Genomic DNA, 24,317 nt, shown 5'->3' with positions numbered 1-24,317 from the left:
AATGGGATTTAGCGCATTATTAGACATATTGGGTTCAACGATAGTAGGCGGAATGCTTCTGTTGATACTCTTCAGAATGAACGACGCAGCCGTGGAAAATAATTACAATTTCAGCGGCGAAAAAATTGTACAACAAAATCTGACGGAAGTGGTAAGACTGCTCGAATACGACTTCAGAAAAATCGGATATTGCAAAGACTGGAAACAAATACCGGATCCTACAAAAGCGATTTTATATGCGGATTCCAACGGCATAAAATTTTTAACTGATATAGTCACAACAGCCGACCCCCTCGGAGACGGAGTGCCCGATGTAATTTATTACTATGTCAATCCGGGCGATACATTAACGTCGCAAACTCCCAACCCGAATGATGTTATACTTTACAGAGTTGTAAACAACGAAACGCCCAAAGGCGCCAACCTCGGAATTACTAAATTCAAGCTTACTTATTACGACGCGCTCGGAAACGAAATTACAAGTTTTCCGCCTGCTCCGCCTTTGGGTATAGCGACAATTCAAATTGATATAGCCGTGGAAAATCCGTATGCATACGGCAATGATTATTCGTTCGACAAAAGAGTAATATGGCGCCAAATTAGATTGGCGGCAAGAAATTTGGGCAACAGGTAAAAGGAGTTAAATGGGCGGCAAAGCTGCAATATTGTTGGTACTCGGCTTCAGTCTTGTTTTCATGGTTGCGGGAAGAAATTTCAACCGGATGTCAACCGACACGGTCGATAATATGGCAACTTACTTTTATGAAACCAAAGCTCACCATATAGCTTCCGCAGGCGTAAATATTGTGGCAAACAAAGTGTTCCTTAATAATGACTTGCCCGACGGTAATTTTAATTACAATTTCGACGGCGGTACTATTAACGCCACTCTGGTTACAATCGATGCGGCGCAGGATTTAAGAGAAATTACCGCAGTTGCGAATTATAGAGGAGTGACATCGACAATTAGGATTTTATTAAAACCGAGCAGTTTTTCGAAGTACGCGTACTTTTCCGATACGGAAGGAGCAAATATTTGGTGGACTACAAGAGATACGGTTTGGGGTCCTTTCCACACAAACGGACAATTGAGAGTTGCCGACGAACCTGTGTTTTACGGTAAAGTGACCATAGACGGAAGCGTTGTGAGATATTCACACAGCGCTAATCCTCATTTTTACGGCGGACTCGAAACAGGAGTACATAAAGATATTCCGGAAGACGGCGTTGCCAGAGTGGGAGCAGCCGCAGCTGCAGGCGGAAAAGTAATAAGCGGCGAAAGCAAGGTTTATCTCGAATTCAGAGGCGACAGCGTCAGGTACCGGTACAGCACAAGCTCTCCCTGGAATTATGAACTCGCCTCTACTTTCGCACCGAACGGAGTAATTTACGTCGAAAATGCGGAGCTTCATGTAAGCGGTACGGTTAAAGGTCAGTATACAGTGGGCGTCAGCGGAACCGGAAGCGACAGAGGAAAAATATTTCTGGAAGACGATATCGTATGCTACGATAATCCCGAAACTAATCCGAATTCAAGCGATGTAATCGGACTGGTAGCCAAAAGAGACGTCGTAATTGCCAGCAATACGCCGAACAGCAACGACATTGTAATACAGGCAGCTATTTACTCCGAAAGAGGCTCCTTTACCGTGGAAGATTATCAACACGGATCTCCTCGCGGCACAATAAAATTATACGGTGGAATTACTCAGTATACAAGAGGTCCCGTCGGACAATTTACTACGGATTGGTGGGGCAATACATACATTATTCACGGATATAATAAAAGATACAAATACGACGACCGGTTGATGTTGCTAAGTCCCCCCGCATTTCCCGGCACAGGCGGATTCGAAATTGTATCCTGGTTCGAATAATCATTTTAACAGATCGTCGAGCGCTTGCCTTATTTTTCTGAATTTGAAATCATAGCCTTCGGAAATAATTCTTTCGGGTTTAACCGCGGCTCCTTTCAATATTATTTCGGAGGCTTCTCCCAACAATGCTCGAATCGGAAATTCCGGAATACGGAAAATAACGGGTCTCTTTAAAATTTCTCCGGCGGTTTTTATCAGTTCTTCGATTGTAATAATATTGGGGCTAACAGCGTTAAAAATTCCCGTTGATTTTTTTTGCATTAAAAAATGGATCATTCTTACGGCGTCATCAATATGTATCCACGGGAAATACTGTTTGCCTGAACCGGGTATTGCGCCTGCAAAATATTTAACCGGACCGACTATTCTGGGCAAAGCGCCTCCTTCCATGCTTAATACCGCTCCGAACCTCAAACATGCGGTTTTAATTCCCGATTGCTCGGCGGCTAATGCGGACTTTTCCCAATCTTCTGTTAATTCCGCCAGAAATCCTTTTCCCCTCGGCGAATTTTCATCAACGGGATTTGGAGCGTTGCCGTAATATCCCACGGCTGAAGCGGATATAAAATATGAAGGCTTATCGTCAAGCATGTCGAAATACTTAACTAAATTTTGCGTAAGGTTCACGCGGCTTTCGCGTATTGCCGTTTTAGTTCCGGAAGTCCATCTGCCTGAAGCCAAATTCTTTCCCGCCAGATTTATTACCGCTTCCGATCCTTCGATAGATTTTAGCCATTCCCCCGGTTCTCGGTAATCCCAGATTATATACTCAATATCTCCACTCTTTTCTTTAGGTATATTTCTGGTTAATACAATTACTCTGTATCCTTCGCTTTTCAGATAACGGGTTAGAGCTTTCCCTATTAATCCGGAGCCCCCGGCTATGACTGCTTTGTCTTTCATATTTTCGTACCTTTGTATATTTTATTTACAAAACTATTTTACTGTTTAAGATATGAAACGCGAGGGTATGAAAAAATTAATTTTTTTGTCTCTGCTTATAATTCCGGCGAGTATATATTCCCAAAAATACAATATAACGGGGAAAATAACAGACGACTCGGGGAATGCTCTGCCGTACGCCAATTTGAGAATAGAAGGGGCAATGAAAGGAGCTTCCGCTAATCAAGAAGGATTCTATTCCCTGAAGCTTGAGAAAGGTAAATACAAATTTATTGCCTCATTTATCGGTTATAAATCCGATACGACTTTTATCGATTTGAGTAAAGATACTACCGTTAATTTTAAGTTAACCGGAACTTCGGTAGTTCTGGAACAGGTAACGGTTCTGCCCGGTGAAAATCCCGCCGAAGCATTGTTGGCTAAAGCTATCGATTACAAAAAAATTAGGAACCGGAAGCTTAACGAATATGAATATCATGCATTTACGAAAATACTGATTAAAACCAATCAGGAAATCGAAGCGACGGATAAAAGTCTTGAAATAAGTACGGATAATGATTCGGACGACGTGAAGATTAACGGGATAATCGAAAACGAAAGCAAAGGATATTTCCGTAAACCGGACGATTTTAAAGAAATTATATTAGCCAGAAAACAGACGGCAAATACTCCTGCCGATATAAATATTATTACGGGCGGCAGGCTGTTAAAAGACTTTTATGAAGATGAAATCGATTTTTTTAACCGCCCTCTCAAAAGCCCCGTAGCTGACGACGCTCTCGACTATTATTACTACATAATTACCGATACGCTAACAAGAGACGGCAAAGCGATATTCAAAGTAGCTTTTGAACCGAAAGATACAACGGACAAAGGTTTTGCCGGAACGCTCTATATTGCAGACAAGACCTTCGCTCTGGCCGGATTTGACGTTTATGTAAACAGAGCGGGATTGCCGGGCGGATTTCTCGACAGCATTTCGGTATCGCAGCAATTCTATCCTTACGGCGGCGTTTATATGCCGGTAGATTATCGCCTGTCGGTAAGCGGCAATATATTCAATACTATTAAGTTCGCTTTCGATGTATATACGATTTTGTTTGATTACCGCATTAACGACGGTCTCGAAACGGAATTCGATTATGCCGCAATAAAAGTACTGCCCGAAGCCGACGCCAGAGATTCCCTCTATTGGCTTTCGGTTCAAACCATACCTTATTCGGTCCCCGAATTGCAGGCATACGAAAGAATCGACAGTCTGAATACAATCGAAAAAACTTTTTGGGATAATTTTTCTTTGCTGTCGCCGCGTCTGGAAATATCGAAAAATTTGAGCGTAAACGGTCCTCTGACTTTTTATAGCTTTAACAAAGTATCGGGGCATTTGATAAGTTTTAATGTTATGTCGGAAAAAGCATTAAACAGAAGACTCAACTCCGAATTTGAAATCTCTTATGGCTTTAATGATAAAAGGATAAATGCCGGAATTTCAGCCGAATATAAATTCGGCGCTTACAGAACGGGCTTTGTCAAAGTCAATTTATATGACAAATTGTATGAGCTTTTCGGCGAAGCCATTTCGTACAGCAAATTTACCTCTACTTTTTCGAGCCTTTTTTACAAATATGATTTTATGGACTATTATTATTCAAAAGGAATAGAATTGTATCTCGGCGGCGACATTCTGCCATTTATAAACATCAGCGGAGGAATTGTCCTTCGCAAGGATAAAAGCGCGGTTAATAATTCCGATTTTTCCTTTTTTTACCGCGATAGGAAATTCAGCGCGAATAAACAAATCTACGACGGAAATATAAACGGATTTTCTCTGGGAATCGGCTTCGATTTCAGAAAATACATTGAAGACGGTTATACAAGAAGAAGAATTAACAACGACAACGGCTATATTACCTTAAGCGGAGAAATATTTCACAGTAGTAAAGATTTGCTTAAAAGTTCGCTGCCGTTTAATACATACAAACTTACATTGAAAGGAGGGGCGGGAACATTCGGAGCCGCTGAGTTTCAATTTGTAGCGGAAGCTTTTTTATCGAACGGCGCGGTTCCCGTTCAAATGTTAAACGCTCTCTCAGGCAACATTAATTCTGCGGGAAAATCATTCGCTTTCAGAACAATCAGACCGAGCGAGGTATACGGAGACAAATCCCTGGCAATCTATACGGAACATGATTTTAAAGACGAATTATTCGATATGATTCCTTTTATGAAGAATTCGAAATTAATATTTACGATTCATATGAATGCGGCATTAATCGATCTGTCCGAAAAGAGCCGGGCTATTATACCCTCCGAACCTAAATTGTTTGCAAGTCCGTTTGTCGAAGCGGGATTCGGAATCGGTCATTTGATGAGTCCTTTTGTTCTGGAATTCACCTGGAAACTAAATCATCGGGACGGAAACAATTTTGTTATAGGCTTGAATTCTTTTATATTCTGATGATTTTTACGCCTTGTCGAAAATTACCCTGAAGACCGCGCCTTTGTTTTTCTCGCTTTCAACTTCTATTAACGCGTTGTTCAAATCGCAATGTTTTTTAACGACTGCAAGTCCGAGCCCGGTGCCCTCGAACATCCGGGAATAACTGTTGTCTTCCTGCGAAAAAGTCGAAAACAAATAAGGGATATATTCCTTTTTAATTCCAACGCCTGTATCTTTAACTTCGACAATAACCTTGCCGGATTTCTCGGTAATTAACACGACCGCTTCTCCCTGAGAGGTATACTTGATTGCGTTGTCGATTAATTGCGTGAATATTTGAACGCAGCTGTATTTGTCGGCGTAGACTATGGGCGAATCCGATTCGTTGATGACCGTTAGCTTAATGTTTTTTCTGCGCGCCGCATTGACATATTTGTCGTATACTTCATTGATCGCATTATATAAATCGACTTTTTCCGGACTAACTTCGAAATTGTTTGCAGCAAGCTGCGACATTTCGAGTATCAGTTCGATGGTTCGTTGTATTCTGCGCGTTTCGGTTTCTATGATAGCCGCGCTTTCCAATAATTCGCTGTGTACGTCAAGCGTGGCTAAATCTGACTTGAGAATTTGTATGAGATTTAAAATTACGTTTATGGGAGTGCGTATTTCGTGAGAAATTGTGGCAAGAAATTCCGTTTTTAATTTCTCTAAATTTTTCTTTTGCGCTTCGGTCTCCAGTAGACTCAACTCGGCTTCTCTTTGTTTGGTGACGTCGTGCAAATTAATTTCAAAGTAAACAACGTTTCCCTCGTTGTCTTTGACGGGAGTGATTGTTTCCTGGAAGTGCAAAATGTTTCCTTCTTTGCTGATGCAGGCTGTAGAAATGTTTTTGAGAACGCTTAAGGCGGCGGCTTTTTGCTTATAATTATTATGTTCTTCAATATTCAGAAACGTATTCTTTTCGAAATTATCTTTGTCGATTTCTTCTTCGGTATTGTAGCCGAGAATATCGCGCAAGCTGTTGTTTATCGAGATCAATTTACCCTCTGGCGATATCCTGCAACAACCGACTCTTACTTCGTTATAAATGTCGGTTAATTGCTTGTCTTTGGTGCGCACTTCTTCATGCGCTTTTTTTATGTCGGTAATGTCGCGGTTGCTGATGTACCTGCCGATGTATTTGTTGTTGTCGTCGTAAACCGCCTGGCAATTGTGGGCAATCCATCTGGTTTGTCCGCTCTTGGTAATTATTCTGAATTCTTCGGAACAAAAAATTTTCCCTCTTAATACATCGCGTGTATGAGAAATAAATCTGCTCTTGTCTTCCGGGGCGATTATCTTGATTAATAACGACTGGTCGGAAAAGAATTCCTCTTTGGAATAACCCGTAATGTAGCGGCAGGAGGGCGAACTGTAAATCAGTTTATTGTGCGGATCCAGCCAGTAAATCCAGTCGATTGAAAATTCCGTGATGATTTTGAAAAGGCTTTCGCGTTTTATATGGTCGTGCGGGAAAACCGATTCGTCGTAAATGGTTCTGTTAGTTTTGGTCGAGTCCAATTCTTGTGCCCTTTCATCTATATTCCTTCGGCTGGGTTTTGTTAGACTTTAAAATTAAGTGGAATCGAAATGTTGTTGTTCCTTTAATTCTTTTCGATTCCACTTCTCAGAGGGTGCACAACAAAAATAGCCTTAATAGCGGGAGGAAATAAGAGGTTGTAGACGAGCGATAAAATAAATCGACTAACGATAATAATTAGACGGAAAATTGTTTGATTTTTTTAACGGAACGTTGGCTGACGTCGAACTCTTTGTCGCCTCCCTTTATTTTAATTGTGTATCTGTTGCTGCTGCTCTTTTTGACCGATTCTACAAAATCGATATTGACTATCGTTTGACGATGTATTCTTACAAATTTATTCTTCGGTAATTGAGCTTCCCAGTCTTTCATCGACTTGCGCATCAAAAACGTCCTGCCGTCGCTGATATTTACTTTGGTGTAATCCTTCATGCTTATAATGCATGTGATATCCTGAACTTTGTAAAAACCGGGATGCCTTCTGTCGTTTATGAAGATGTAATCTTTCATCGTAAGCAATTCGCCGGATTCCTCTCCGTTGTCGATTATTTTGCCGGGAAGTTTTAAGAATTTATTTCTTTTGTCCAATTGAGCTTTGATTGCGTTTAGAAGCTCGGTATAAGTAAACGGTTTGGGAATATAGTCGTCGGCGCCTAGTTCCATTCCTTTTCTGATGTCAATCCGCTCGCCTTTTGCCGTCAGAAAGATGAATATCGGAGGTTCGATATTATCTATTTTTTTGATGCTCGACAAAATTTTATAACCGCTTAAATCGGGCAGCATTATGTCGCATAATATTATGTCGGGATTTACCTTGAATAAAGTTTTTAAGCCGTCGGAGCCGTTATAAGCGCAGAAAGTTTCATACCCGAATTCTTTCAACAGCAATACGATGTTCTCGGCTAAATCTTTGTTGTCTTCGATTATTAAAACCTTCTTCATTATAAAATCACCTTGAATTCCGTCCCTTTGTTAACTCCGCTTTCAATTTCGATTTCGGCGTTCAATAGACCTGCCAATTGCTTTACGATCGAAAGTCCCAGTCCCTCTCCTTCAATCTCGGCGGCGTTTGAGCATCTGTAAAACGGCTCGAAAATTCTGTCTAAGTCGGAAGATGGTATTCCAATCCCTTCGTCTTTGACTGACAGTACCGCTTTATTCCCTCGCATGGAAGCGGTAATTTTAATTTGACCTCCTTCCGGAGAATATTTTATCGAATTCGTTAGAAGGTTCAGTAAAATTTCTTTTAGGATAAATTCGTCGGCATCAACAGTCTCGGCAGCTTTTTCTATATCGACATTGATAAAATGTTTGTCGGATGCATCCGTTATTACGCTTTCGATAACGTCGTTTATCAGTTCGCGTACGTAAATTTTCTTTTTAATTACGTCAACTTTTTTTGTCTCGGATTTATAGAGCAAAGTGGATTGGTCAATAATCTTTCTTAATTCACTCAGTCCTTTTCTGACTTTGTTTAATATTTGCAGCTGGCGCGCTTTGTTGCCCTTCCGAATGTACAACTCGAGCAGGTCTATCGAACTCTGAACCGTAGACAACGGCGTCCTCAGCTGATGCGTAACCATTTCAATGTAATTATTATTTGATTCCTTTTTGCTCATTTAATGATGCAGCTCCCCGTAGTTCTTTTCACCCGCCGTAATTTTTAGCTTCAAATAATTTTGCTTCGGAGGCAATGGACAGGTAGCGTATCGGGTAAATGCGCAGGGAGGATTGTATGCCATATTGAAGTCGATGATTACCGTACCGCCGGAATCCGGCTTGTCGGTATAAAGAAATCTGCCGGCGCCGTAAGTTTCGACTCCGCTGGTTTTGTCCGCAAATACAATGAACAATCTTTCGCCTGCGTCAATAGCGTCTAATCTGTAAGTGTTGCCGTCTTTTTCGAAAACCAATGCGCCCGGGGAATTCTCTTCTTCTACGGTTCCGATAATTGTCGGTATCTTTATTTTCTTAGGAGGATTATACGGCTCGAACTTGGCTTCAATTCTCCAGTCGCTGTTGACGGGATAAGTGTCGATCCCTTCGAAATTTTTCAATAAAGGACTTTCGAGGTCTCTCAATCTTATGCCGTATAAATTGCCGCGTTTAATCGCAAACCATTTGAATCTTCCGTACTGCAAAACCGTTGTGCTGTCTTCGATATCGCTGCGCATAAATTTTTCTTTAACTGGAATTCCGTTTTCATATACCTCGATGTTATCGTTTATCCTTACATTAACGGTTGAATCGCTCAGTATAAAATATCCGATGAAAGCGGGCGCTTCTGGCGGAAAGACAATGTCATTCGACGGGTCGCTGCCGAAACTGTTTTCCCCTTCTTTAAGCCAATAGAGCCCCGCTAAGTTTAACCATCCGTTTTCTTTTTTAAGATTTTCGATTCGCTTCTTGTGCCAATCCTTGATTTGGCTTATATATTCGGGCGAACCTTTTTCTTTTAAATCGTCGGAACAGTTAAATAATAGGAGCGATAACGCCAAAAGAAAATAACGTTTCATAAAAAATGTCCCCGAGTTATTATCTCAAGATAAAAAAATAAGGGATGGAATGCTACGGAAGAAAAAAAGCGGCTCGTTAGGAGCCGCTTGGTTTATCTCAACTTTTCCTGAAGGTATACGACGAGTTTGTCGATCGATATTCTTTCCTGTTCCATTGAATCGCGCTCTCTTACGGTAACTGTATTGTCTTCGAGCGTTTGTGTGTCTACCGTAATGCAGTAAGGAGTGCCGGCTTCGTCCATTCTTCTGTATCTTCTGCCGATAGCGCCTTTGTCGTCGTAAAAGATTTTAAAATACGGACGCAACTCCGTTTCTATTTTACGCGCTATTTCCGGCATTCCGTCTTTGTTGACCAATGGCAGGATGGCGGCTTTTATCGGCGCGAGTTTGGGATGAAAACGCAGAACGTTTCTGGTCTCGCCTTTTACTTCTTCTTCGTAATAAGCGTCGATTAAGAATGCCATGAACGACCTGCTGGCGCCCGCCGATGTTTCTATAATATAAGGGATATATTTTTCTTTTGAGGCGTCGTCGTAATATTGTTGCGATTTGCCGGAGTACTGTTGATGACGGCTCAAATCGTAATCGGTTCTGTTGTGAATTCCTTCGATTTCTCCCCAGCCGAACGGGAATTCATATTCGATATCGGTAGCTTCCTTGGCATAATGAGCAAGTTTGTCCGCAGGATGATCGTGGAAACGGAGTTTGGAGGGCGTCATTCCGAGCGACTTAAACCATTGAATTCGAATTTCTTTCCAGTAATCGTAGAATTCTTTGTCCGTGCCCGGCTTAACAAAGTATTGCATTTCCATCTGCTCGAATTCACGCGTACGGAAGAGAAAATTTTTTGTGTTTATTTCGTTTCGAAAAGCTTTGCCAATTTGAGCTATGCCGAAAGGCAGTTTCTGCCTGCTTGCGTTAGCCACGTTTAAAAAGTTAACATAAATGCCCTGTGCAGTCTCCGGACGCAAATAGATTACATTGTTGGAATCTTCTACCGGACCCAAAAAAGTTTTGAACATCAAATTGAATTTCCGGGGTTGAGTAAAAGTGCCTTTGTTGCCGCATTGCGGACAATTGACTATCTCCAGAAGTTTCTGCGCAGTTTCCTGCTTTTCGAGCAATGCGGTGAATTTATCGTCCAATGTTTCGCCTTCTACAGCGTCAAATTCTTTCAAAGCTTTTTCTTTATTCTTGTCGGAAATTAATTCGGCAAGCGTATCGAGGCGGAAACGCGCTTTGCATTGTTTACAATCGATCATAGGGTCGGTAAAATTTTCGACGTGTCCGCTGGCTTCCCAGACTCGCGGGTGCATAAGAATGGCGGCGTCCAATCCTTCGACGTCGTCGCGGTAGGTCATAGCCTTCCACCACTCTTCTTTGATATTTCTGAGAAGTTCAACGCCTAACGGACCGTAATCCCAGCATCCGTTTAAACCGCCGTAAATTTCACTTGATTGAAATACAAAACCGCGTCGCTTTGCAAGCGATACGATCTTTTCAACTGTTTCATTGCGACTCTTTTCGATGACACACCTCGCTTTTTTTTAGCTGCAAATATAAGAAAAGAAGCTCAAAAATAATTATTGTCGGTTGAAATCTTCGTAATTAATTCTGAGTCCCGCCGTTACCCATCTGCCCGGCAGCAATACGCCCGGTATCTCTTCGTATTTAACGTCGAACAAATTCGATATTCGGACGTAAACCCGGTAAAACGACCCGCCGTAGTTAATTTGAGTATCGGCTAAAAAATTAGAACCGTAATTCAAGCGGTCTTCGTATTTCAATATCCAGGTTTGATTTATTTTTAACGGAAGATCGTAGGTGACCGAGCATATAAGTTGATGTTTCAGGTTGTCGATTAAGTATTTCGATTCGAAACCTTCCGCTTTGCGGTCGTACGATAAATATGTATAGCCAAGATTAACGTTTTTAATGAAGAATCCGGATATGTAAAAAGAAGGATTAATCCCGAAGCTGATTTCCAGTCCGGTTGTATTTAATTCTGTAACGTTCTCGACGCGCCACGGTTCCGATTCCGACTTTCTCACCCAGTCGATTAAATTATAACCGGATTTCAGAAACAGGCTCAGGTCGTATGTGTAATTAATTGCGTGCCGGCTCAATCCTAATTCGTAGTTGTTCGATTCTTCGTAAGTCAATTCCGGATTGCCTTTGTTGGCGGGGCTGTCGTAATAGAGTTCCGTAAACGTAGGTATTCTGAACGATTTGCCGAGCGTTGCGTAGATTTTTGTAACGTCGTCGATATTGTATGCAAAATCGAATCCGGGCCAAATTTTCCATCCCGCTTTTGCATATTCATACACATAAAATCCGAATGAAGAATTTATTTGACCGGTTGGAGAAAACATTTGTTCGATATAAAATCCTTTTTTGTCCCTTGTATGATTGCCCAGATTGTTGCTTTCTATTTCGTCTCCGCTGTATTCTCCGCCAAATGAAAGCTTGCCGAAATCCGAAACAAGCGTCGACTGCAGTTCAATTCCGTAAGACGTCGATTTGTGCGTATTATGGTACCACTCGGGGCGAGTGTAGTCGAGTATATAATCGTCTTTGTTCTTGCGCAAATAAACTTTCGGAGACAAATAAAGCATGTCCGATATATTTATTTCGGACGATACATAGAATAACTGTGTCGTCGTTTCCTCGCGCTGGTTCGGAAATCTGTCGCTGTAAAAATTATAAGCTCCGAATTTTTTGTTCGTATAGCCGTAATACCAATTAATTGCTTGGGAAGCGACGCCGGCATTTTGACTGATCGAAAAATCGGTAATATCGTAATCGGTATTGGCAATATAACCGTCTGATTTTTTCCTGCCGAATGCGACTGAGCTGTTAACTATTGAAGCGGGGAGCGAGGCGTTCAACGAATATGCGTATGAATCGAAACTTCCGCCTTCGGCATTCCCTCCGACGGTTATATCGTTTCTCTTTTTAGTAATTATGTTAATGACTCCGCTGAACGCATTGGCTCCGTATATTCTGGAGCCGTGACCTTTAAGAATTTCGATACGTTCGATATTCGAAACCGGTACGGGCAGATTCATATTGTGATGACCTGTTTGAGGGTCGCTTACTTTTACGCCGTCGATGAGTATTAAAGTCTGCTCGAAAGAGCCGCCTCTTATGCCGGCGTCGCTTTGAACTCCGTTAATTCCTCTCGTACGGATGTCGACCGAACCGACTGCGCCGATTAAATCTTCCAGACTCGCGGCGGGAAGATTTTTAATCTCTTCGGCAGTAATTACAACTATGCTGCGGGCAATCTCTTTGAAGGTTATCGGCGCCCTGCCCGCTGTAACGTATATTTCATCGAGTTTATATTCTTTTTCCTGTGCCGTAATTGCAATTGCAAAAATTAAAAGCATGAAATTAATGTAATGCTTCATCGGCGTTGCTCCGCTTCTTTAGTATTATTAGATATGTGAAATCAAAACGGGTGTGAATCTGATACGGAAACAATGCAGGCTTACTTTTCCGTCCGCATTGTTTCCGTTAATTAAAAAAATTAATTAAATACCAAACTCAAAGAACGATTATAAACTTATCAAATCGCTGTAGATAATAAATGCCATCAACATTAAAAGAATAATGAAGCCGGCATTTTGAATTGCGATTTTAACCTTGACCGGCAGCTCTCGTCTTATAATGCCTTCGACAAGAATTATAAGCAAATGTCCTCCGTCGAGCGCGGGGAAGGGGAGTATGTTTATGATTGCAAGACTGAGGCTCAACATTGCCAAAAAGAGAAGAAACGACATTATACCGCTGTCGGCGGATTTTGCCGCAAACTGGGCTATCTTAACGGGTCCTCCGAATGCCTGGTTGAAAGCGATATTGCCGGTAATAACTTTTTTCAGCAACGAGAAAGTTAACACAGTATAGTTGCCTATGTTCGATATGCTGTGCGTAAGCGATTCCCAGGCGCCGTACTTAATTACGTCGTAATCGCCCGAATAGATGTCGGTTATGACAATCCCGATTTTCCCGTCCTCTGCCGGCGTTGCTTTTGTTAAAATAGTATCCTGATTTCTCAATATTTTGATTTCGAGCGGAACGCCCGGATTCGATGAAATCAGTTCGACCGCCCTCTCTCTGTCCGTCAATTCAATGTTGTTAATTGCAAGGAAAATATCTCCCGGTTGAATTCCCGCTTCCTCTGCAGGCGAACCTTTTACAACATCCTGTATATAAGGTTTTGTGGGATACGGATAAATAAAAAATCCTTCCTGTGAATTTTCCGCAATAACGTTATGCGGAATCGTTAACGATACTTCACGGTTATCCCTTAAAACAGTAATGCTGATATTCTTCTTGCTCTGGATGAGCATGCGTGAAATTACGTCTTCCCAGTTGTTGACCGGCTCGCCGTTAATTTTCAGTATTTTATCGTACGATCTTAATCCCGCTTCTTCGGCTACGCTTCCCGGAACTACTTTGTCGATTGTCGTTGACTTGATTACCTGTTTGCCCTGGAAATAGTTAATTCCCCAGAATATCATCAATGTCAACGCAAGGTTCATAATCACGCCGGCGCTGATGACAAACAATTTTTGCAAAGTAGATTTTGAACGAAATTCATAAGGCTTCGGTTCGCTTTCCGTAAATTTAGTGTCGAAACTCTCGTCTATCATTCCGGCAATTTTAACGTAACCGCCCAGAGGAAAAAGGCAGAGACGGTAATCCGTATGTCCGTTCCCGTCCCAATCTTCGGGCAAATCTCCGAATGTAAATCCGGTTATCTTATTCCAGCCGAGAAGCCGTTTGCCGAATCCGATTGCAAAAATATCGACTCTCATTTTAGACAGTTTAGCCGCCGCAAAATGACCGAATTCATGCACGAAGACAAGTATTCCAATTGTTATTGCAAAGTATATAATGTAGTCCATAATTATCTTTTTCTATTTGTACCTGTTGTTTATGTAATTACGAGTTTTTTGGTCATACGATTCTATTGTATCCAACGACAAATCCGAATCTTCGTAAAGATTGTTAAGAGCGTCTTCAATTAATACGGGAATTTGTGAGAATTTGATTTTACCCGATAAAAATTTTTCGACAGCCAATTCGTTTGCAGCATTCAGGATGCAGGGGGCGATTCCTCCCATGTCGATTGAATCGTATGCCAATTTCAAACATACAAATTTATTAAAATCCGGCTCAAAAAACGTCAGTTGCGCTATTTTTTTGAAATCGGTCTTTACGCCGTCGTAATTTAGTCTCTCGGGATAAGTGAGAGCATAGAGTATCGGCAGTTTCATATCGGGAGAGCTCAATTGAGCTTTGATAGAGCCGTCTCGTAATGCTACCATTGAATGGATAACCGACTGAGGATGAATCAAAACTTCAATCCGGTCTTTTGGTAATCCGAAGAGCCAATAAGCCTCGATTACTTCCAACCCTTTGTTCATCATAGTAGCGGAATCGATTGTGATCTTATTTCCCATATTCCAGTTCGGATGATTGAGAGCCTCTTCTATCGTAACGTTCTCGAAATCCGCTTTGTCTCTGTTTAAAAAGGGTCCTCCGGAAGCGGTTAGTATTATTTTTTCGATTTCTTTTTTCGATTCACCCTGCAGGCACTGGAAAATTGCGCTATGCTCGGAATCGACCGGAATGATTTCCGAATTATATTTATTGGCAAGCTCGATTATTAACTCACCGGCTACAACCAGAGTTTCCTTATTGGCAAGGGCGATTCGTTTGCCGAGCTTTATCGATTCGATTGTGGGTTTCAAGCCTGCAAAGCCGACTATAGCCGACAGCAGAATGTCGTAATTGTTCCGCTGTGCAATTTCAATCAAGCCTTCTTCGCCGTAAAGGATCTCACATTGCCTGCCGATCCGGTCTTCCAGAATTTTGGCGTTTTGTCTGTCGCTTACAACAACCGCAGGCGGATTGAATTCTTCGATCTGTTTCTGCAATAAATCGATATTGCTGTGAGCAGTCAGTCCTGCAATCCGAAATTCGTCTTTGAACTCTTTGGCAAGCTTCAGAGTGTTCTTTCCTATTGAGCCCGTCGAACCTAATATTAATATTCTTTTCATTATTCCCGATTATCCGAAAAATCGATGCGTAATTGCAAAAAGGAAGTTGATTCCAACCAGTATATTGATGATTGTATTCAATTTGTAAATTTTTTTCAGGTTTGTTTCCAGATCGCCGCTATTTTCGGTAACGCTCTTTCTAAGAGCTTTTGAAGCCGGTATGATAAAGACGAATATTATAAGAAGAATAACCAGCATCAAAATTTGTTTCGATACGAGCCAGTGATTCGAAGTGAATTCAAAAAAGCCGTAGCCGGGATTTAAGACAACCATCAAGACGCCGGTGAGAAGGATACCGACAGCTCCCGCCATCCCCAGCTTATTTGTTAATACGAGATAAATTCCGATCAGTTTTTCTTTGGCTTTTGGGTCGTCACCGGCGGAAATATATGATTTAAAGGGTCTGTCGATTAAAGCGCTGAAAATCCAGCCGCCGGCAAATATTATATGTAATGTCAATAATGTCGGATAAAATTCCATCTTCTTCCTTTCGTATTTATTGCTAATGTCTAATATAAAAAAAGAATTTCAACTTTTCCCGCAGTTGGTGAACTTGACGTGGAAACCATCTGTTTTGAATTTATCAAAGGGAGGCTTTATGTCTAAAGCGCTTAAAGCAGCATTAATCTTGTCTTTTTTTGTATCCACAACAATATTAATTTCAAGAGGGTTCCGCGCGTCCAAAATTCCGAACGGGAATAAATTCGATTGCGCGAACTGCCATGTCAATCCAAACGGCGGAGGAGCCAGAAACGCATTCGGACAAGCAGTAGGAGCCCGGGTTTCGCCCGGGGGATTTGAGGATTTCTGGGATGAAAGTCTTGCCAATCTCGACTCCGACGGCGACGGTTTTACGAACGGTCAGGAATTACAGGATCCCTCCGGTACGTGGCGCACAGGTCAGCCAAATCCCGGAGATATAAATCTTGTAACGAATCCGGGAGATCCCAACAGTAAACCCGATCCGACATCCGTAGAGGATATGATACTTTCGGCAAAATATGAACTCCATAATAATTACCCCAATCCGTTTAATCCTTCTACGAGAATTTCTTTTGCCATTCCCCGCAACGAGTTCGTTACGTTGAAGATATATAATATCAAAGGGCAGGAAGTAAAAACGCTAGTACGGGGAAATTTTCCGGCGGGCGTTTATCAATTCGAATGGAACGGGAAGGACGACAACAACGTCGACGTAGCGGCGGGCGTTTATATCTATTCGATTTCAGCCGGTCATTTTAATAAGTCTGCCCGTATGATATTGCTCAAATAATTTTACGAGGGAGTATGAAACGTTTTATACTGTCACTGGCGCTCGGTTTCTTTTTGATAACCGAGATAACCGCGTTACCCCGATTCGCACTGCGTCAGGGCGACCGTTGCATCGATTGCCACGTTAATCCGACAGGCGGAATTGTACGAAACGAAAACGGATTTTATTTCGGAAAGAACGTACTAAGCTTAATTTCTCCGCGAGAAAAAGATTTCGCGCTTTCGCCTGCTATTACAGAAAATCTGACCGTAGGTTTCGATTACAGAACTCAATTCCTCTATTCGCAGGAAAAAGACCGCTCGGATTTTCAGGATATGAGCGGGAGTATATACCTGAACGCTTCGGTCTCCGAAAAAATCGACGTTATAACCCGTTACGATTTCGTCCAATCGATCTGGGAAGGTTATGCCGTGGCGCGCATTTTTCCGAATAACAGTTACATAAAAGCGGGCTCATTCGTACCGTATTACGGAATTAGAATTGACGACCATACGGCATACACAAAAGGCGGCGATTTCGGTCTGCTCTTCTCGCTCGGAAGAATTCAGGGTATGATTTACAACCCGTTCTACATCGAAACGGGAATCGAAATCGGAGCTTATTTTACGGACGATATTTTGATGACTGCCAGCATTGGAAAACCGAAGTCGGGCGCGCTTTTCTCGAGCGATCCTTCTTTTACTATGCGATTTGAAGCGGGACGGAAAATAGGAAACGTCAATCTGCTGGCAGGCGCTTCTTTCGCGGCGTTCGAAAGAAAAATATTATCGTCTTCCTTGCGTTCCAAAATGTACGGCGGATTTGCGGGAGTAGGCGTAAAATACTTTTCGCTGACAGGCGAATACGACATTGCGAAAGATTATGCGGCTAACGGAATCAACAGCAGAGCCGCAATGATTGAAGCCGCATATAAAATCTATGTGGGCGTCGACGCCGTCTTAAGATACGATTATTTTGATTATGACGATTCCACGCCGGACAATGAATTCGAACATATTATTCTGGGAATTGAATTTTTCCCGTACAGTTTTGTCGAAGTGAGACCTCAATACAGAATTAATCTCGAATCAGAGGGAAGTAATAATAACGCGTTTGTGCTGCAATTTCATTTTTGGTATTAGTCGAACCAGACGTCGAATATTTTTTCGTATCGGGTAAAATCATTGTCTTCTAGATTAAAACTGATAAACTGCGCAAAATTGTCGAGAGCTATTAACGAGTTGCTGCTTGCGTCCTGATTTTCAAGCTGCGCAATTTTACGCGAAATTACACGGTTGATTTCGAGAATTTCGGCGTATAATTCATGCAAACTTTTCATGTCCCAATCGGGGGTCAAACCTTTTAGCTTCCTCAGATATTGAGCGAACAGAAACATCGAATAAACTCGGAATTCGGTTTCTTCGATTGAAGAGAAGGGCAAATGGTATTTCACCAGCGGTTTTAATTTGCCGAGCGCGGGGCATCCGCTGGCGGGCATTATTATTCCGATTAAGCTTCCTACGGCGTTTTGTATTGTCGTTTCTTTGTAATAACGCCGCCCGTTTATATCGGCTGTTATTTCAACTTTTTCGTAAGAAACTCTGTCGCTGAAAAACTTAATTATCGAATCGAGATGTAACGCGATAGGACAGTATCTTTTATTGTCGGATTTGCATTTTTCGGTATTGCATGGAAAATCGGAATTGCTTGCCCAGTCCGGTATTTCATCCGGATCTCGGTTTATGATATTGAGCGTTTCAGCGTCGAGTTGAATGATAAAATCTTTTTCGAGTCCGTCTTCGAATTTGAAAGTATAGACGTAGTCCAAAGTTTTCTGTTCGCTATTCATGACATAATTCCTTCAAATTTTTAATTGCATTCATGGTTTCGTTCAACAGATTTTCAATAACGCCGCATGCAGGAAGGATCTCCTTGATCGAATTGAGAGATTGTCCGGCTTCTATCAGTCCGTTTTCAATGTCGCCTTCAAAGATTCCGAGCCGTTCTTTTTTATGACCGAGTTTATCCAAAAGTCCGTTTTTGTCGGCGCCCGAATCTTCAAGTTCTTTTAATTCCATTGCAAAGCGGTTTTTTATGACGCGTACGGGAGCTATTTTTCTCAGGATTAATATTGAATCTTCGTTTCCTGATTCAAGTAATTTCATTTTGTAATTGATATGGGCAGAAGATTCTTCGGTGGCGGCAAATCGCGTCCCGATTTGAACGCCGTCTGCGCCGAGCGCAAAAGCCGCGGCTATCGACCTGCCGTCGGATATTCCTCCGGCGGCAATTACAGGTATCCTGAGAAAATCTTTTAACTGAGGAATTAAGCAAAAGGTGGTTATTTCGTCTTTCCCGTTATGACCGCCGGCTTCAATCCCTTCGCCTACGACGGCGTCGCATCCTACGGACTCTGCTTTTTGGGCGTATTTCAAGGAGGGAACAACGTGTACAACGGTAATATTGTTTCTTTTTAATTTATCGATGAATTTACCGGGATTACCTGCCGAAGTAAATACTATTTTAATTCCTTTTTCGATAACCGTATCGATTAAATCCCCGGCGTCCTCGCGCAGCAACGGTATATTTACGCCGAATGGCTTTTCCGTGGCTTGTTTGCATTTGTCGATATGTTCGCTCAAAAGTTCCGGTTTCATCGACCCGGCGCCTATTAAGCCGAGACAGCCGGCTTCGGAAACAGCCGACGCCAATTTCCATCCGCTCACCCAAACCATTCCCGCCTGGACTATCGGATATCTGACGCCGAATAATTTCGTTATGTCGTTTTGAATTATCATCCGTACTTCCGACGTTTAAAATCATAAAGACATATTTAAGAATCAATATAAGGCAAATAATTCAAAGATTATTTGTAAATTAAAAATCGATTTTGAATAAATCTTATGCTGAAAAAATATATTAGAACATTTCTCGTTATTCTGTTTTGCGCCGGTTATTCGAACGCCCAGACGGATTATCTGATTTTCGACGCAATACAAAAGGTAAACGTCGATAGTCTGAAAGCCAATTTGAGGATTCTTACCGGAGTCGATTCGTTTTATCATAACGGCGAATACAAAAAAATCACCTCGCGTCACAAGGAAAGCCGGGGGAATGTTTATGCACGAGAATATTTGACGACAAAATTGAGTTCCTACGGATTGAATGTAAGCGTCGAGGAGTTTGAAGAGGACGGCGAAAATATTATAGCGCTTCAGAAAGGGAAATCTGGCTCGAATCGTTATGTAATTATATGCGCGCATTACGACAGCATGCCGCCGGAAGGGAACGCTCCAGGCGCAGACGACAACGGCTCCGGCACGGCAGCAGTAATCGAAGCGGCTCGTATTATATCGGGTTACGATACAAAATATTCGGTTGTCTACGCGCTCTGGGACAATGAGGAACAGGGATTGCACGGCAGCGACTTTTATGCCGCCAATGCGGCTCTCAGAGGCGACTCGATTATTGCAGTTATAAATCTCGATATGATCGCCTGGGACGGAAACGACGATTTCAAAGCCGACCTTCATTCCGACGGAAGACCACTTACATCCTTGCTTGTAAATGAAATTATTTCCATAAACGACGATTATCTTATCAATCTTGATATCGAGCTGATCTATCCGGGCACTTCACGAAGCGACCACTACTCTTTCTGGCTGAGAAATTATCCGGCAGTTCTGCTGATTGAAGATTTTTATTCGCCCAAAGGCGTACCGAACGACTTTAATCCGTTTTATCATTCGCCTTTGGATCAGATGTGGCGGCTCAATTACAACTTCTACAAAAAAATGACCCAGCTTGCATTGGCGTCGATCTCTTCAAAAGCGGAAATAATTTCGAAAGCCGGACAGATACCGCTTGCAAATGTTCTCTATCAGAATTATCCGAATCCGTTTAACAATACGACTGTAATAAGTTATTATCTCGCAAAAGAAGGGAATGTAAAATTGAAAATTTATGATTTGACAGGAAGAGAAATTGAAAGCCTTGTGGACAAACATCAAAAAGAAGGTTTATATCAAATCAGCTACGCACCCGCGGGAAAACTTGCCAGCGGCGTTTATTATTACGCTTTGATTACAGACGGCGGAAGCGAGATCCGTAAAATGCTTATTCTTAAATAGAATCCTCATGATTATCTCGGCTTAAATTTATAAATTGAAGTAAGCAAATGAGCGACATTTATGACCGACTACAGCGCAGATAAATATACATCCGGCGGAAAAACGCTTAAGCTGAGGGCGATGTTCGAAGCCGCTCCGGTGGGCATTCTGATTTTTTCGAACGATTTCAAAGTCCGTTTTATAAATCAAACTTTTTTCGGCTTCAAAGGAATTGCGCGCGCCGGGTCGACAGACATTACAGGCGAAAATATTGAAAAGATAGGACTCTTCGAAGATAAAGAAATCTATTCTCTTCTCAAGGGAAATCAACCGTTCGAAAAAGAACTCTATTCTTCCGTTACGGCTTCCGGCGATCGGATGGCGGTTCTTATTAAATACGTGCCCGTTAATTCCGAACGGCAATTCGAAGGCGGTATCGTGATTCTGGAAGATATTAAATACAAGTATTCCGGAGAGATTAACGAGGGGCTTAATTACAAAAAAATTTTCGAATCGATATGCGACTGTTATCTGATTTGCGACAGGGAAGGCAACGTAAATTATTCTTCGAAAGAATGCAGCCGATATAATTTCCTGTTCGATGCGGCGATGCCAAAAGAAGAAAAACCCGGACGTTTGTCCGGCATATTGTTTAAAAAGCTTTTCGAGCAGCTCGTTAAATCGAACACGACGCTCTGGACGGAAATACCTTATGTAAAAGACGACAGGCAGCAGATTGCGGTAATTGCGCTTATACCATTGAACGGAAAGGTATTGCTGCTCGTCCGAAATAAAGAAATCGACAAGAAAGAAAAAGAATTACTCCAGGAAGAAATAAAAGAACTCAGAAAATACGAGTACATTATTTCCAATATGATCGACGCGGTATTTTTGACCGACGAATTGAATCGTATTGTATACTGGAGCGAATCCGCATCGCGAATGTTCGGCTTGAAAAGGAGCGAAGTTTACGGCAAAGAAGCTTCCGGATTGTTTCCAAAAATCGACAGAAACTATCTTCATTCGGTTTCTCAAAAATTGATCGAAAATAAATATGCGGAAGATTTGATAAAACTCGGCGACGATGAAGACGAAGCGGAGTATTTTACGGTGCGTATCGGAAAATTGAAAGAAGGCGTCAAAGAATATTTCGTTTTTATCTGCGCCGATTCAACGTTCAGAATACGCAAGGAATTGGAGCTGAAAAAATCCGAAGAACGGTTCAGAAAAATCGTTACCCATACCCAGGAATTTATCTGCATCCTCGATTTAAACGGAAAGATTCAATACGCCAATCCAGCAATGCTGCAGTCGTTCGGTTATACCGACCAGGAAATTACTTCGCTCTATTTTGTCGATTTGGTCGAGCCCTATTATTTGATGACAAACGGATTTAGTCTGAACGAACTCGAAGAACGAAAAAAGGAAACGGTTGAACTGCCTCTCATTACAAAGCACGATCAGAAGATATACGTCCATGCAAGTTTTTCTACCGTTTACGACGACAGGGGAATGCCTCTTTATTACAATGTATTTCTGACGGATATTTCGATGCTGAAAGAGGCTGAAAAAGATTTGATGCTCATCAGGTCGATTTTCGAAGCCTCGCACGACGGGATCGCTCTTATCAACAAAAGAAAATTATTCCTCGTCAACGAAGCTTTTGTTAAAATGTTCGGCTACAAAAGCGCAAGCGAAATTATCGGTAAAGATCCGCTCGATTTCGTGGACGTGGACGATATTATTAAAGTCGGTAGAAATATTCAGAATCTCGAAGAAGGCAAGGAATCGCCGTCGCGATTCGATTTCAAAGGCATTAAAGCAGACGAAACGTCGATCGAACTCGAAAGCTCGGTATCTTCGTACGAAGCCGAAGGCGAAAAGTTTATAGTGTGGTCGTTGCGCGACATTACTCCTCAAAAAAAGGCGCTCGAAGCGCTGCGGCTTTCCGAAGAAAGGTACAGGAGTATAACGGAAAATATCGACGAGAGTTTCTGGACTGCGGAAAGAATTAGAGGAAAATTGGTTCAGGTGTTTTATACTCCGGCAATCGAAAAGATTACGGGTTATAAACCGGAAAGATTTCTGGACGACCGTTTTCTCTGGAAGAAAATAATTCATCCCGACGACCTTGCATATGTTATCGAAAATCTGAAACGCCTTTATAAATTTTCGGATAAAAACTACGAAAAGCTCGAATACCGAATAATCGACAGCCTTGGCAATATTATCTGGATAGAGAATAAAATATCGGTGCAAAGGGACGAACGGGGAAGAATCGTTAAGATTTTCGGCATAGTCAACGACATTACATTATCTAAACGGGCTCAGGACGAATTGAAAAGATCGGCTGCCGAACTGAAAGAATTGAACGAGACAAAAGACCGCTTTATTTCGATTATCTCGCACGATCTGCGTACGCCTTTCAGTTCCATACTGGGATTTACCGATTTTCTTTTGAACGAAAAAGATTTGACCGAAGAGAAAAGGACGCAGTACATCCGCTTTATTGAGGAGTCCGCAAGAAATATGCTGGAATTGGTTAATTCGCTGCTTGACTGGACGCGCCTTCAAACCGGCAGAATAAAATTCGAACCCAACAGAATCAATGCAAAACAAGTGGTCGATAAATCGATTCAAATTTTGTCGGGTGCCGCTCTCAGAAAAGGAATCGATTTGAAATCTGAATTGAGCGAAAATTTATTTGTGCATGCCGACGAAAATTTGTTGCTCCAGGCAATTAACAATCTTATTTCGAACGCTATAAAATTTACTCCAACAGGAGGAGCTATAACAATCAGCGCGGCGCCGGACGTTAAAAACAAGAGCGTCGTCTTTTCTGTTAAGGATACCGGTACGGGAATTAAAGAGGAAGATGTTCCGAAACTTTTCAAAGTCGATACGAAATTTACAACTCCGGGCACGGCAGGAGAAAAAGGAAGCGGATTGGGCTTGTCTCTCGTAAGAGAGATTATTCTTAAACACGGCGGAGATATCCAGGTTAAAAGCCAATACGGCAAAGGCTCGGAATTTATTTTTACCGTGCCTGTCTCGTCTACCACAATCCTTCTGGTCGACGATATCAAAACCGACAGGATACTCTATTCCAAACTGATCAGAAATTTAATAGAAGGTTATACGATATCCGAAGCCGAAAACGGTAAAGAAGCTCTTGAAATTGTAAGAAGCTCTTCGCCCGCATTGATAATAAGCGATCACAATATGCCCGTTATGAACGGATACGATTTTGTTAAACAACTGACGCTCACTGATCTGAAATTCAAACCGCCGGTTATTATTCTCAGCAGCGATATCAATCCTTCGATCGAAGAACAGTATAAACAATTAGGGGTCGAATTTGTATTTCGCAAACCCGTCAACCTCGCCACATTCAAAAACGCCATCGAAAAATCTCTCAGAAAAGCATTTTTCGGTTGATTTAATATTTTCAAAACGCTATTTTAATTCTAAATTATTTGAGGGAATCATAATCGAATTCTGTACCGCTTTTAATCAACCCAGGAGGAAAATGCCGGCATAGCTACTTCATCCCCAACAAAGGAGATAAGC

The 24,317-nt window shown here is 41.9% G+C and carries 19 protein-coding genes; 7 read left to right on the top strand and 12 right to left on the bottom strand.

Features of this window, described 5'->3' with window-relative positions; all coding sequences use genetic code 11:
* Position 1 precedes the first annotated feature (1 nt).
* On the top strand, positions 2–634 hold the full coding sequence (locus ACSSWA_RS05130) for a hypothetical protein (protein WP_437355486.1): 633 nt from the start codon (positions 2–4) through the stop codon (positions 632–634).
* A gap of 10 nt (positions 635–644) precedes the next feature.
* Positions 645–1,877, top strand: a complete 1,233-nt coding sequence (locus ACSSWA_RS05125) for a DUF4900 domain-containing protein (RefSeq protein ID WP_437355485.1) — start codon at positions 645–647, stop codon at positions 1,875–1,877.
* On the opposite strand, the gene ACSSWA_RS05120 is transcribed toward ACSSWA_RS05125, so the two are convergent.
* Positions 1,878–2,780 (bottom strand): TIGR01777 family oxidoreductase, encoded by a 903-nt coding sequence (locus ACSSWA_RS05120; RefSeq protein ID WP_437355484.1) that lies wholly within the window; start codon positions 2,778–2,780, stop codon positions 1,878–1,880.
* Between the two features lie 67 nt (positions 2,781–2,847).
* On the opposite strand from ACSSWA_RS05120, the gene ACSSWA_RS05115 reads away from it, so the two are divergent.
* Positions 2,848–5,238 (top strand): DUF5686 family protein, encoded by a 2,391-nt coding sequence (locus ACSSWA_RS05115; protein WP_437355483.1) that lies wholly within the window; start codon positions 2,848–2,850, stop codon positions 5,236–5,238.
* Positions 5,239–5,244: 6 nt separating this feature from the next.
* On the opposite strand, the gene ACSSWA_RS05110 is transcribed toward ACSSWA_RS05115, so the two are convergent.
* From ACSSWA_RS05110 to ACSSWA_RS05070, 9 genes are all read right to left on the bottom strand, one after another.
* The gene (locus ACSSWA_RS05110; RefSeq protein ID WP_437355482.1) at positions 5,245–6,783 is read right to left on the bottom strand and encodes a PAS domain-containing sensor histidine kinase; all 1,539 of its coding nucleotides are present in this window, start codon (positions 6,781–6,783) and stop codon (positions 5,245–5,247) included.
* Between the two features lie 196 nt (positions 6,784–6,979).
* Positions 6,980–7,744: a LytR/AlgR family response regulator transcription factor gene (locus ACSSWA_RS05105; RefSeq protein ID WP_437355481.1), complete on the bottom strand. Its 765-nt coding sequence runs from the start codon at positions 7,742–7,744 to the stop codon at positions 6,980–6,982.
* Positions 7,744–8,421, bottom strand: a complete 678-nt coding sequence (locus ACSSWA_RS05100; RefSeq protein WP_437355480.1) for a sensor histidine kinase — start codon at positions 8,419–8,421, stop codon at positions 7,744–7,746. Before ACSSWA_RS05100 ends, ACSSWA_RS05105 begins: the two co-directional genes overlap by 1 nt.
* Positions 8,422–9,318, bottom strand: a complete 897-nt coding sequence (locus ACSSWA_RS05095; RefSeq protein WP_437355479.1) for a DUF1684 domain-containing protein — start codon at positions 9,316–9,318, stop codon at positions 8,422–8,424.
* Positions 9,319–9,410: 92 nt separating this feature from the next.
* Entirely contained in the window at positions 9,411–10,847 is a 1,437-nt protein-coding gene (locus ACSSWA_RS05090) for a glycine--tRNA ligase (RefSeq protein WP_437355717.1), read from the bottom strand.
* Positions 10,848–10,901: 54 nt separating this feature from the next.
* Positions 10,902–12,728: a TonB-dependent receptor plug domain-containing protein gene (locus tag ACSSWA_RS05085; protein ID WP_437355478.1), complete on the bottom strand. Its 1,827-nt coding sequence runs from the start codon at positions 12,726–12,728 to the stop codon at positions 10,902–10,904.
* Between the two features lie 147 nt (positions 12,729–12,875).
* A complete protein-coding gene (gene rseP / locus ACSSWA_RS05080; protein ID WP_437355477.1) occupies positions 12,876–14,228 on the bottom strand; it encodes an RIP metalloprotease RseP in 1,353 nt (450 codons plus the stop codon).
* 12 nt (positions 14,229–14,240) lie between these two features.
* Positions 14,241–15,386: a 1-deoxy-D-xylulose-5-phosphate reductoisomerase gene (locus ACSSWA_RS05075; protein WP_437355476.1), complete on the bottom strand. Its 1,146-nt coding sequence runs from the start codon at positions 15,384–15,386 to the stop codon at positions 14,241–14,243.
* A gap of 9 nt (positions 15,387–15,395) precedes the next feature.
* Positions 15,396–15,866: a hypothetical protein gene (locus tag ACSSWA_RS05070; protein ID WP_437355475.1), complete on the bottom strand. Its 471-nt coding sequence runs from the start codon at positions 15,864–15,866 to the stop codon at positions 15,396–15,398.
* 118 nt (positions 15,867–15,984) lie between these two features.
* Between ACSSWA_RS05070 and ACSSWA_RS05065 the strand changes: the two genes are divergently transcribed.
* Positions 15,985–16,659, top strand: coding sequence for a FlgD immunoglobulin-like domain containing protein (locus ACSSWA_RS05065; protein ID WP_437355474.1), 675 nt, complete (start codon positions 15,985–15,987; stop codon positions 16,657–16,659).
* Between the two features lie 14 nt (positions 16,660–16,673).
* Complete coding sequence (locus ACSSWA_RS05060) at positions 16,674–17,780, top strand: hypothetical protein (RefSeq protein ID WP_437355473.1); 1,107 nt, start codon at positions 16,674–16,676, stop codon at positions 17,778–17,780.
* On the opposite strand, the gene ACSSWA_RS05055 is transcribed toward ACSSWA_RS05060, so the two are convergent.
* Both ACSSWA_RS05055 and ACSSWA_RS05050 read right to left on the bottom strand, forming a co-directional pair.
* A complete protein-coding gene (locus tag ACSSWA_RS05055; RefSeq protein WP_437355472.1) occupies positions 17,777–18,487 on the bottom strand; it encodes a DUF6901 family protein in 711 nt (236 codons plus the stop codon). The two genes, ACSSWA_RS05060 and ACSSWA_RS05055, sit on opposite strands and share 4 nt — an antisense overlap.
* Entirely contained in the window at positions 18,480–19,436 is a 957-nt protein-coding gene (locus ACSSWA_RS05050) for an NAD(P)H-dependent flavin oxidoreductase (RefSeq protein ID WP_437355471.1), read from the bottom strand. Before ACSSWA_RS05050 ends, ACSSWA_RS05055 begins: the two co-directional genes overlap by 8 nt.
* Before the next feature lie 105 nt (positions 19,437–19,541).
* Here ACSSWA_RS05050 and ACSSWA_RS05045 point away from each other — a divergent pair, with 105 nt between their 5' ends.
* Positions 19,542–20,768, top strand: coding sequence for a M28 family peptidase (locus tag ACSSWA_RS05045; protein ID WP_437355470.1), 1,227 nt, complete (start codon positions 19,542–19,544; stop codon positions 20,766–20,768).
* Between the two features lie 60 nt (positions 20,769–20,828).
* Positions 20,829–24,185, top strand: coding sequence for a PAS domain S-box protein (locus tag ACSSWA_RS05040; RefSeq protein WP_437355469.1), 3,357 nt, complete (start codon positions 20,829–20,831; stop codon positions 24,183–24,185).
* Positions 24,186–24,317 lie beyond the last annotated feature (132 nt).

It is taken from the genome of Melioribacter sp. Ez-97, from assembly GCF_051488665.1.
Classification (GTDB): Bacteria; Bacteroidota; Ignavibacteria; order Ignavibacteriales; family Melioribacteraceae; genus Melioribacter.
This window is presented reverse-complemented; position numbering and strand designations above follow the sequence as displayed.